The following is a 12,450-nucleotide window of genomic DNA, read 5'->3' as shown; positions in this document are numbered from 1 at the left end:
TTGGGAGGTTGGTAGAATGCCAATGTCCTCTTTCAAGAGGAAGATAAAGGCAATTCAGATAAAGATAGCCTCTCCGGAAGTGATAAGAAGCTGGTCTGGAGGAGAGGTCAAGAAACCAGAAACGATCAACTACAGGACATTCAAGCCCGAGAGAGACGGCCTTTTCTGTGAGAGGATTTTTGGTCCTGTGAAGGACTACGAATGTGCCTGTGGTAAGTACAAGGGGAAGAAATACGAAGGTACCGTCTGTGAAAGGTGTGGAGTCAGGGTCGAATCCAGAGAAGCCAGAAGAAAAAGAATGGGACACATAGAACTGGCAGCACCCGCTGTGCACATCTGGTATCTCGAGAGCATACCGAGTGTTCTCGGAACACTCTTGAACATGAGCACTTCAGACCTGGAAAACATCATCTACTACGGCAGTCGCCGTGTCATAGAAAGAGCTTTTATTGTGACTGATCCCAAAGATACTCCGTTCTCCCAGGGGGATGTGATCTACGAGACCGAGTACAGGATATACAGAAAAAAGTGGGATTTCGATGTTGAACAGGCGTTTGTGGTGAAGAATCCAAAATCTCCTGTTCTTTCCGATATCGATGGAGAAGTGACTTTGAAGACAGAAAAGTCCATCACAGGAAGGGAAATCACCTGGATCATTGTGAAGAACATCACCAGAGCCACACACACGGTGCTCCCTGGAATGATTCTCGTTGTGAAAGATGGCCAAGAAGTGGAAAAAGGACAGGATCTGACAAAAGAAATGACAATCGACCCTGTTTACGCTCCGTTTGACGGTCACGTGGAAATAGATGAACTTTCGAATACTATTACGTTGAAACCTCTCACAACCAGTAAGGATCAGCCGGTTGTTTTCACGATTCCTTATGGAGCGAAGATTCTTGTTTCGAACGGCCAGAAGGTGAAAAAAGGTGATCAGATCACGACTTCTACCAGCCTCCCAGCCGTCAAAGCGAGCATATCTGGTACAGTGAGATTTGGTTCCAACCTCAACATAAGAGCACTTGAAGACGGAAACTTCGAAGTCCTTTCCACCGGTGAAGTCTATGTAGAACAGGTTATAGAGGAGAGAAAATATCCTGTCTTTGAAGGAGCGCTTGTCTACGTTAACAACGGCGACCAGGTGAAGAAAGGAGATCACCTGGCTGACAGATTCCTCTTCGAGGAAGAATACCTCTCTGCCACCGAGTACAAAATCTTCGAGTCGCACTATCCAACCATGTTCGATGTTGAAGAGAGAACGGAAAACGACAGACCGATTGTGGTCATAACGGATATAGATCCCGAGGTTTCCAAAGAAACGGGTTTGAAGGTTGGCGATATAGTCACAGAAAACGAGTACGAAGCATACCTTCAGATCTATCCAGAAAAGATAGTGGCTGATGCCGGGGCACAGGCGATAAAGAAACTGCTTCAGAATCTGGATCTGGAAGCGCTTCAGGCAGAAATTGAAGCGGAACTCAAAAAGTTACCTTCTTCCAGCTCGAAGGCGATAAAGCTCAGAAGAAGGTTGAAGATGGTAAAGGATTTCCTGAAATCTGGTAACAAACCCGAATGGATGGTTCTTGAGGTTGTTCCTGTGATTCCACCCGACCTCAGGCCGATGATACAGATCGAGGGAGGAAGGTTCGCCACAACAGACCTCAACGAACTTTACAGAAGACTCATAAACAGAAACAACAGACTCAAAAAGCTTCTGGAGCTCGGGGCACCTGAGATCATTCTGAGAAACGAGAAAAGAATGCTTCAAGAAGCGGTTGACGCTCTCATTCACAACGGTTCTGATTCGGAAGGAAAGAGAAGCAGAAGAGCCGTTTTGAAAGATAGAAACGGTAGGCCTCTGAAATCGCTCACCGATCTACTGAAAGGAAAGAAAGGAAGATTCAGAAGGAACCTGCTTGGAAAGCGTGTGGATTACTCTGGAAGAGCGGTTATTGTCGTGGGCCCAAATCTGAAGATACACCAGTGCGGTATTCCAAAGAAAATGGCAATGGAGCTCTTCAAACCGTTTGTTCTGGCGAAACTCCTTGGAGAGGGTTCTTCCAGCAAAACCATGAGAAAGGTCAAGAAAGCGATCATAGAAAAAGAGATGCCGGAAGCCTGGGAAGTGCTTGAAGAAGTGATAAAGGGAAGCGTCGTTCTTTTGAACAGAGCTCCCACACTCCACAGGATGTCAATTCAGGCGTTTGAACCAAAACTCGTTGAAGGAAACGCCATACAGCTCCATCCTGTCGTGTGTCCACCATTCAACGCGGATTTTGACGGTGACCAGATGGCGGTTCATGTACCGCTTTCGGCCGCGGCGCAGGCAGAGGCAAGATTTCTCATGCTTTCGAGATACAACATCATCTCCCCAGCACACGGGAAGCCGATTTCGCTGCCGACGCAGGATATCATCATAGGTTCTTACTACCTCACAACAGTTGGTAAAGAATTCGACTCACTGAAAGAAGAAGATGTGAAATGGAAGTTCTCTTCGCCCGAAGAGGCGATGCTGGCTTACCACCTTGGATTCATAAAACTTCACACTCCGATTCTGATAAAGGTTGCTGTCAACGGCGAGGAAAAACGAATAAAGACGACTCTGGGAAGAGTGATCTTCAACGGCATTCTCCCGGAAGATTTGAGGGATTACAATAGAATTTTCGACAAAAAACAGATAAACGCTCTCGTCTATGAAACGTTCAAGAGACACGGTATAGACAGAGCTGCGGATCTCTTGGATGACATAAAAGACATCGGTTTCCACTACGCAACCGTTTCCGGTCTGACTCTCTCGTTGAAAGATCTGAAGATACCACCAGAGAGAGATGAGATTCTCAGGAAGACCTGGGAGAAGGTCAGAATAATCGAAGAGAATTACGAAAAGGGCTTCCTGACGGAGGAACAGAGAAAGAGTGAAATCATACGACTCTGGATGAGTGTGACGGAGGAGATCACAAAACTCACATCCAAAACGCTCGCAGAGGATCCGTTCAACCCCATATACATGATGGTGAACTCTGGTGCTAGAGGTAACATAGATCAGGTGAAACAGCTCGCCGGTATCAGAGGTTTGATGATCAAGGCGTACGACCCAAGATCCAGGGAAATAAAGTCCAAGATCTTCAAGGGTCAGGCGATCCACGAAGCACTCACATTCGATTACCCGGTCGATAAGAACCTCAGAGAAGGTGTTGACATCCTGCAGTTCTTCATTTCCACCTACGGTGCCAGAAAAGGACAGGTTGACACAGCAATGAACACATCCTTTGCGGGATATCTGACGAGGCGTCTTGTGGATGTAGCCCAGAGCGTTACAGTGGCGGAACCCGACTGTGGAACACATGAGGGAATCAGAGCCATGGATCTGATAAAAGAAGGAACAGTCGTGGAAAAGATGAACGAGTTCCTCTTCGGTAGAGTGCTCGCAAGGGACGTGCTTGATCCAGAAACAAAAGAAGTTTTAAAGAATCCAGAAACGGGCAAGGAATACACGAGAAACACCATGCTCACAGACGACGATGCGAACTTCCTGGCTTCTTACAAGAAAATGGTTGACGTTGTGAGGTACGAAGAGATAGACATAACAGAACTCTCACTCCCCAACATGTACGCCGAGATAGCAGAACCCGTTGGAGAGTACGAAGAAGGAACGGAACTCACCTGGGATGTGATAAAAGCTGCTAAGAACGAAGGGAAATACCGCATAAAGGTGAAGGTCTATCCTGTCGTTGGAACTGTTTACGCGGAAGAGGAACCTTTGTACGATAAAAAAGGTGAAAGACAGCTTCTCGTGTACCAGGAAGTGATAAACGAGATCGTGGCGAAGATGCTCGAAGAAAATGGAATAGAAAAAGTTTCCGTGAGACCCGATATCATTGTGAGATCGCCTCTCACCTGTGAGTCCGAGTACGGCGTCTGCGCTGCCTGTTACGGTATGGATCTTTCCAACCACAAGATAGTGAACGTCGGAGAAGCGGTGGGAGTTGTGGCCGCTCAGTCCATAGGAGAGCCCGGCACACAGCTCACGATGAGAACATTCCACGTTGGAGGAGTCATGGGTGCGAGCGACATCGTCAGCGGTCTCACAACTGTGGAGAAGACGTTCGAACCGTACGCGTTCTTGAGAGAAGAAAAGAGCGGTGGAAAGAAAGAAATCAGAAAATACTATGGATCCGAAGCCATTCTGTGTGAGGTCGATGGTTTCGTTAAAGACATAGCAACCGATGAAAGTGGTAGAACGGTGATTTACATCGAGGATTACGCCGGTAACATCCACGCTTACAAAGTACCGAAGAGAGCGAAAGTAAGGGTAGAAAAAGGCCAGAAAGTCCTGAGAGGAGAAACCCTCACCAGCGGCGCCATTGTGTGGTGGAAACTCCTGGAGCTCGAATCAGAAAAAGGTGTAATGACGGCGATGAATCTGCTGAAGATCATAAAGAACGCCTACGTCCAGCAGGGTGTGAGTATACACGACAAGCACTTCGAGATCATATTCAAACAGATGCTAAGCATGGCAACGATCGTCGATCCTGGAGACAGCGATTACTTGCCGGATCAACTTGTGCCGCTTGTGGATATAAAGAGATTCAACAGGGAAATCCTCGAAGGAAATGCGAAAGTGGAAGAGAACAGGAAGTGGGTCATAGGAAAGACGCTCGCGAAGAGGATCATCACGGAAACAGAAGAGGGAGAACTCGTGGAACTCGCGCAAAAAGGCGATGAAGTGACCGAGGAACTTTTGAAGAAGATCATAGAAGCGGGAATAAAAGAGATCGACGTCTTCGAAAAAGATAAAGTTGTGACGTACCAGATTCTCCCGAAGGAACCTATCAAGTACAAGAGAAGACTCCTGTCGCTCAAGAAAGCGGCTCTTAACTACCCCGGCTGGCTCAGCGCGGCTGCGTTCGAAGAAACTGCGTGGGTGTTGACCGCAGCGGCGATCGAAGGAAAGGTCGATCCGCTCATTGGATTGAAGGAAAACGTGATCGTTGGTCAGCTGATACCCGCAGGAACCGGTCTCGATGTCTTCGCGGGAATCCAGGTGGAAGAAACCCCAAGGGCTGCAGTGGAAGAAGAACTCGCGTGAGAAACAAAAAGAAAAAAAGAAGGGGCTCCTTTCGGAGCCCCTTTTATTTTTTACTCTTCTGCTTTCCAGAGCACGTAGTAGTCGTCGCCAGGTCTCATTGGATTGTGGTACCATCCTTTGACCCAGCTTCTCTGGACTCTCACACCGAGCGGCTGATAGAGAGGCATACCGAGGGCGTGCTTCATTGCGAACCTCTGGATCTCTTCGTAGAGTGCCTGTCTTTCTGCAGGATCGGTCTTCGCGATCGCTTCTTCTATGAGTTCGTCGAGACTTCTGCCACCAAGGTCGGGATGTGGTGTGGAAACAAACTTTCTGAAGTTTTCACCCTGTCTTCCAGAGTAAACTCCTGCACTGTGGTAGTATGTGAAGATGAAGTTGTGAGGATCCGGATAATCTGCGAGCCATCCTATGATGAAGGCAGGCACTTCTCCTCTCTTGGTTGCGTCGAGATACGTAGGCCACTGAACGCCTCTCACTTCAACTTTAAACTTCGGATTGATCATCTCGATGTATGCCTTCAGCATTTCTGCGGCTTGTCTTCTCACTTCATTTCCGGTGTTGTAAAGCAACGTGATCTTGAATCCTTTCTTCCAGACTTCACCGTTCCATGCCTTCTTGAAGTACTCCGTTGCTTTCACAATATCGAAGTGTGGAGCGTCGGGATCGTTCAGCAGCTCTTCGTTGAATCCGAGGAGTCCTTCTGGAAGGTCTGTTGGTATCTTTCTACCAAGACCTTTGAGCACTTCGTTTATGAATGTGTCGTAGTCGAACGCGTAGATGAAGGCTTTTCTCACATTCTCATCGCTGAAGAAATCGGGTGGTATTCCGTTTCCGTCGAGTTTTCCAGAGCCTATGTACTTGCTGTCTTCGGGAACGTTCCACGCGAAGTGAAGGGATGTTACCGCAAGTTCAGGAAGTCCCTTTACAACGGTGACACCGGGTTTTCCTTCCACCTGCTCGAGGTACTGGGTTGGGACAGCACAGATATCGGCGTCTCCCTGAAGGAACATCGCCCTTCTTGTGCTCCACTCGTCGATTCCCCAGATAATGACTCTTTTGATCTTCGCGGGTTCTCTCCAGTAGTTGTCGTTTCGCTCGAGGATGACTTTCTGCTGAGCTCTGTCCCATTCGACGAATTTGAAGGGTCCAGTTCCGTTCATTCTCGCGTAGAGAGGAGAATCTTCTTTTCTGATATCGTGGTACTTCCACCAGGTATCGGCTCTTCCGTCCCAGCATCCTATCTCTATACACCACTCTTTGTCGAGGACAGCACTCCAGCTGGCGCTCTGGGCGAGTATGTACATGAACGGTGCGAAGGGTCTCACAAGGTGGAACACAACGGCGTCACCTTCAACTTCGATGGCGGGATCGATGTAATCCGTGTAGATCTTTATGAGAGCGTCTCTGTACTCTGGAAGCGGCTCACCGTTTTCGTCGAAGAGTTCGCTATAAGGCTTGCCGATCTTTTCCTCGACGAAAGTTTCCAGTGAATCCACACCGAACAGGGCTTCCCAGAGCATCCACATGGGACCCGCTGTTGGATCGAAGATGAGACCTCTTTCAAAGCTGTATTCCACGTCTTCTGGTGTGAGATCTCCTCCTTCGTGGAACTTCACGCCTTTCCTGATGTAGAACTTGTAAGTTTTCCCGTCGTCCAGAATTTCCCATCTTTCCGCAAGGCGTGGTTCGAATTCTGTGAGGCTCTCTCCTTTGTAAGCGATCAGGTTCTCGTACACGTTGTAGATAACTTCACCACTCGCCGTGTCATAAGCGAAGTGTGGGTCGAGAGTGTCGGGTTCTCCAATGGTGGCGTCGATTATGGTGTCAGGGTTCTTCACTAGGGTTCTTCACTTCGGCCAGTACCAGAACTGATAGGACTGCCAGGAACAGCACAAACAGTTTCTTCATAGCGAAACCCCCTTTCCAAAAATGTGATGACTCCTTACTATATTTGAATTATAGCATACTGTGCCTATCGGGGAACGACTCTGTAGCGATATTCATCCGTTAGAGGTCTGTATCCTTCATACCTTACGACAGCCCCGTTTTTAAGGACTTCCGTTATCTCGTTTTGACCAGCCTTTTCCAGTGTCGCGGTAAAATCCACTCTGTACACGAACCTGGTGTTTTCGTTGAAGGGCCAGATTTTTATGATCTTCTGGAGGGGAGAAAGGAGTACAAGGTGAACACCATCGGGAACGTCTGTTCTCACACGGCAAACGGAAAGACCATCCGTCACGATGTTTCTCGAAACTCTTTTGACAAGCACAGGAAGGATCCTACCATACGTGAAGACATCGTCTATACGGGCAAAGAGTCCTGTGGGAACTTCATGAACGGGTGTCAACGGGAATCCCATGCTCTTTTCCTCGAGCTCGGTGATGTCTCCTATTTTGATGTTTGAACTTTCCTGCTCTACCTTTTCTCCGAAGAGGCTTCGAATCTCCAGAATATCTTTTTCCACCCTTTTGTTCAGTTCCTCTAGTGCTAGTTTTCTGTTTTCATAAAGTTTGTCGAAGGCGCCTGCTGTGATCAAGCTTTCCACAACGTTTCTCGGAACTCCGGTTACCCTCTCCTGAAGTTCCCTCACACTGCTGACCGGCCTGATTTTTTCGATCTGTTCAACCAGGGTCACGCCCACTCCTTTCACAACCGTCAGGGGAAGGTAAACGTCTTTACCGTGAAAGACCAGATCTTTCCCAGAGATGTTGATATCTGGAGGATGCACCCTGTATCCTTCATTTCTCAGTTCCTGAACGGCAAGGAAGATCTTTCCAGCGTCGGAAGAATTGTACGCAAAGTAGAGTTTGAAAAATTCTTCAAGATGATGGGCTTTCAAATATGCCGTCTGGTATGTGATGTGGGCGTACGCGACGCTGTGGGATTTGTTGAAGGCATAAGAGGAAAAGTTCAGGAGGATCTCGAGAATCTGTTCTGCGTTTTCCATGCCTTTTTCAAGAAGGCCTTTTTTCATCTTTTCAAGGAGAGGTTCCATTTTTTCTCTTTCTTTCTTTGCAATGGCCCTTCTCAAAATATCCGCTTCGGTGCCTGAGAGGCCCGCGAACATGGCGAGTCGCATGATCTGTTCCTGATAGATCAGAACCCCTCTTGTCTCTGGAAACATCTTCCTGAAAAACGCGGGAACGTTCTTCGAATTCGAAAACATAACGTCCAAGCCAGACCTCAATGGACCAGGTCTGTTGAGGGCAAGGAGAATGGAGAGTTCGTCCATGTTTCTGGGAGAGATTCTTCTGCATAGTTTTCTTGCCTGGAGACCTTCGAGCTGAAACACACCGAGAGTTTTTCCCTTGGAGATGAGATGATACGTTTTTTCATCCGAGTAATCGAAAATTTCTTTTTTGAAATCCTTTATGAACGAGAGTGTTTTAAGACCCAGTATATCGATCTTCACAACACCTATTTCTTGAAGATCGTACATGTCGTAGTCCGTTATCGGGATATCTTCTTCTGTTCTTGTAGGTAGTGGCAGAGGGTTTTCTGAGATCACGACTCCCGCGGCGTGAACACTGGGGTGGTGCGGCAGTCCGTAAACGGTTTTGTAGATTTCGTTTTTCTCTTCAAGAGACGCATCTGGAAGAACGGAGTTTATGAGGTTTTTCAGAGATTTCTCTGTGAGGTTTCCGAAGGTTGAAACTTGATAGACTTGAAAAGACTTTGATAATTCCTTTATCAGGTCTTTTCTTCTCCTGTCTTCCACATCCACATCTATATCGGGTGGTTCCTGCCTTTCTTCGTTCAAGAAGCGTTCGAAGAGAAGGTCGTATTTTATTGGATCTACCTCTGTTATTCCGCACAGGTATGCAACGAGAGAACCAACCGCACTTCCTCTTCCAGGACCGACTTTTATGCCCATTTTCTTTGCGATCTCTACCACTTTTTCCACCGTGTAGATGTACGGGGTGAAACCCTTTCTTTTTATCACCTCGAGTTCTCTTTTCAGACGGCTAATGTACTCTTCACCCAATGGTTCTGCCTTTTTTATTAGTAATTCGTTCCAATTTTTAGGAGGAGTGGGAAATCTGTGATTCACTCTGAGATCGTAGGCTTCTGCGTTCAGAATGTCGGCCACATCTTCACATTTTTCTGGAAAACCCTGAACGTCTTCGTCGAGTCCGAAGATCTTTCTCATGAAGATGCTGGCCTTTTTTTCAGAGGCATCGAGATATCTCACAGGTGTTAGTTCGCTTTCTTGGAAAACAGGTATGTCTTCGATTTCATGTGTTTCTCCGTTGTAGTACCTGACCAGGCTGTCGAATTCCTCTCTGTTTCTCGCGACGAAGATTCTGCCGTCTTTCCAGAGACCGTGAACCGGTATCAGGCCGTGTTTCCTCATGATCGTGTTGAACTTCACGGCGGCGTGGAAGTTTCTGTCGGCGAGGATGACTGATTTCAGTCCCTTTCTTTTCAAGAGAAGGGCCAGTTTTTCGAATCGAACGACTGAGCCATCGAAAGAATAGGGAGATATCACCCATGGAATCATGATCTTTCCCTCACGTATTCATGGATCCTTCTGATGGCTTCTTTGAAGTCCTCCGGCAGAGGTGAGACGAACTCCATCCATTCGCCCGTTCGAGGGTGGAAGAAACCGAGTTTCAGGGCGTGAAGCATCTGCCTTTTTATTCCGAAGATCTCATCCTCTTTCGGCTTCCCGTAGATTTTGTCTCCCATAATCGGATGACCGAGGCTTTTCATGTGCACCCTGATCTGGTGTGTTCTACCTGTTTTGGGAAAGGCGAGAACGAGTGTAGCGACATCATCGAACCTTTTCAGAACTCTGTACTCTGTGATCGCTTCTTTCCCTGTTTCAACGACAGCCATTTTTATCCTCAGAACAGGGTGCCTTGCGAGAGGAAGGTCGATAACTCCTTCATCATTTTTCATTTTGCCCTTCACCAGGAGTATGTAAGTCTTCTTCACCTTTCGATCTTTGAACTGCTTCGAGAGGCTCTGATGGGCGAAGTCGTTCTTGGCTACCACTATAACACCGGAGGTTTCTTTGTCGAGTCTGTGAACTATTCCCGGACGGAGCTTTCCCCCAACTCCCTGAAGATCTTTGCAGTGATGAAGAAGGGCGTTCACAAGAGTTCCGCTGAGTTTGGAGGGAACAGGATGAACGATCATGTCTCCGGGTTTGTCGATAACTATGATGTCTCTATCTTCATAAAGAACTTTCAATTCTATCTCTTCGGGTTGAACGGTCGCTTCCTGCGGCTTTTCAGGGAGGTCAACCTCTACTATTTCACCCTCTTTCAACTTGTAACTTGGTTTTTTAATCTGACCGTTGACCTTCACTTTGCCCTCTTTTATCGCTTTTTGAATCATTGATCTCGAGATCCATGATGGTGTCTTCTCCTTCAAAAACTGATCCAGTCTCCAGCCCTCTTCTCTTTTTTCGACTCTCCAAACTTTCATTGTCTCCACCTCTGAAAACTCCCAGTATCATAAGCGCTCCTCCGACTATGATGAACACATCCGCTAGGTTGAATATCGTTGGGAGAAAGGTCAAGTTCAGAAAATCAAGAACGTATCCGAATCTGATTCTGTCGAGAAGGTTGCCGAGAGCTCCCCCAAGAATGAAGCCCATGGCTATTCTTTCCAGCCTGCTGAACTTGAAAATATAAGGAAGCAGGGAGAGAAAAACAACAACGAACATCACGGTCCAGAGAAGCTGTTCGGAAAGATTTTTAAACAACCCGAGTGCGATTCCTCGGTTGGTTGCCTTCACGAATCTCAAAAAACCCGGAACTATGAAAAAAGTTCCGTGTATCTCGCTTGCTATCCGCTTTGTAAGCTGATCCAGAACAATTGTGAGAACCATCACAAACGCCATCTATTTCACCTTTCTGTAGATGAACGGTTTGTATATCTCGAATCCCAGTTCTTTGTAGTTGAAAATTCTTTCGGTGTTTCCGACGAAGAGGAACCCTCCCGGTTTCAGAGATTCAGCGAACTTTCGGTAAAGCTCATTTTTCGCTTCTGGTTCGAAGTAAATAACCACGTTTCGACACACTATCAGGTCGAAGTTCTTTTCGAACGGATCCTTCAAAAGATCGTGCCTTTTGAATTCCACGATTTTCTTCACAGAATCTTTTATCCTGTACCTTCCATCCGGTAGTTTCTCGAAATATTTTTCCAGGTATTCCTTTGGAGTACTGACGAAGGCCCTTTCTTCGTAAATCCCTTCCTGGGCCCTTCTTAGCACGCCGATGTCGATGTCCGTTGCCAGAATACGAGTTTTATAGGAAAGATTGAGTTCGTGAACCAGGATGGCCAGAGAATACGGTTCTTCTCCAGAGGAGCAGCCCGCACTCCAGAACTTCATTCTCAGAGAATTTTTTGCAATCAAAGGAATGATCTCATCTCTCAGTTCCCACCACTTTTCCGGATTTCTGAAGAACTCTGTCACGTTTATCGTCATCTTATCCATGAATTCATCGAGGTACTTCTTGTCCTTTATGAGCATGTTCAAATACTCTCTGTATCCCACGTTGTACTTTCTGAGAAGAAGTTCTGTTCTGCGCTTTACCCTCTGTGGTTTGTAAGAAGAGAGGTTCAGTCCGAACCTCTTTTCAACCTCTTTCACGAACCATTCGAATTCTTCCTGAGGGAATTCCTTCCACTCAAAATTCGACTGAAATTTGAAAGGCCCAATTTTCTTTTCCGATCTTTCCTCCTGCATGAAATCTACCCACCTTCCAGCTTCCTTCTACGTAGTCACTGTTGATGAAGATCCAGCCGTTTTCCTCCAGCAATGCCAAACCGGGTTTGAATTCTCCATCGTAAAGAAAACGAACCACCGTTTTTTTGTGTTCAAAGATCAAACCAATCCAGTTCGAAACACCAACTTTTAAACTCCCAAGTTCTAACCAGACACCGGGCTTTTCGTTTTCAACGAAGAGTTCAAGACCTGTATCGAACACTTTGAAGTTCAGCCCAATGTGGTAGTTATCATCGTTCGACAAAACGAGAAACACGGGTTTCTCCGTGAAAAAGAAAACATTTTCTCCGTTCCAGATTCCACCCATGAAACCAAGTCTCACATTCCAGCTCTTTTTGAACGGCACAAAGGTCGCTTTCAAAACTGCCGGTGCGTGATATTCGAACGAAAAATCATCGATTCCGAATCGGAAATAAACAGGATTGTCATAAATGAAAGGAAGGAGAGAGGGCTCCCCTTCCGAAAAACTTGCAAAGAAATCGAATCTGAACTTTCCTTCTATGAAATCTGTTTTGAGTTCAGGAGACAGTACAAAACCCACTATGGGAGTTTCATCATAAACTCCTGCTCCCACTTCGATGAAACCAGCGTATGCAGGAACAGTTGCCAGAATAAACAAAAT

The 12,450-nt window shown here is 46.7% G+C and carries 6 protein-coding genes and 1 pseudogene; 1 reads left to right on the top strand and 6 read right to left on the bottom strand.

Annotation, left to right across the window (positions count from 1 at the left end):
• The first annotated feature begins 16 nt into the window (after nucleotides 1-16).
• Nucleotides 17-5,089, top strand: a complete 5,073-nt coding sequence (gene rpoC / locus T2812B_RS02430; RefSeq protein ID WP_004081507.1) for a DNA-directed RNA polymerase subunit beta' — start codon at nucleotides 17-19, stop codon at nucleotides 5,087-5,089.
• Nucleotides 5,090-5,139: 50 nt separating this feature from the next.
• Here the strand turns inward: rpoC and T2812B_RS02425 are convergent.
• The 6 genes and pseudogenes from T2812B_RS02425 to T2812B_RS02405 form a co-directional block, all read right to left on the bottom strand.
• Nucleotides 5,140-6,997 (bottom strand): annotated as a pseudogene (locus tag T2812B_RS02425) (ABC transporter substrate-binding protein).
• Between the two features lie 64 nt (nucleotides 6,998-7,061).
• Nucleotides 7,062-9,590, bottom strand: a complete 2,529-nt coding sequence (locus tag T2812B_RS02420; RefSeq protein ID WP_004081505.1) for a DNA polymerase III subunit alpha — start codon at nucleotides 9,588-9,590, stop codon at nucleotides 7,062-7,064.
• Complete coding sequence (locus T2812B_RS02415; protein WP_231556608.1) at nucleotides 9,587-10,468, bottom strand: RluA family pseudouridine synthase; 882 nt, start codon at nucleotides 10,466-10,468, stop codon at nucleotides 9,587-9,589. Before T2812B_RS02415 ends, T2812B_RS02420 begins: the two co-directional genes overlap by 4 nt.
• Nucleotides 10,380-10,940, bottom strand: a complete 561-nt coding sequence (gene lspA, locus T2812B_RS09800; protein WP_004081503.1) for a signal peptidase II — start codon at nucleotides 10,938-10,940, stop codon at nucleotides 10,380-10,382. The genes T2812B_RS02415 and lspA overlap by 89 nt, the downstream gene beginning before the upstream one ends.
• Complete coding sequence (locus T2812B_RS02410; protein WP_004081502.1) at nucleotides 10,941-11,789, bottom strand: protein-glutamate O-methyltransferase CheR; 849 nt, start codon at nucleotides 11,787-11,789, stop codon at nucleotides 10,941-10,943.
• Entirely contained in the window at nucleotides 11,731-12,447 is a 717-nt protein-coding gene (locus T2812B_RS02405; RefSeq protein ID WP_004081501.1) for a hypothetical protein, read from the bottom strand. Before T2812B_RS02405 ends, T2812B_RS02410 begins: the two co-directional genes overlap by 59 nt.
• Nucleotides 12,448-12,450 lie beyond the last annotated feature (3 nt).

The sequence above is a fragment of the Thermotoga sp. 2812B genome, assembly GCF_000789335.1.
GTDB lineage: Bacteria > Thermotogota > Thermotogae > Thermotogales > Thermotogaceae > Thermotoga > Thermotoga maritima.
Note: the sequence above shows the minus strand (reverse complement) of the source record. Positions and strands in the feature narration are given on the sequence as shown.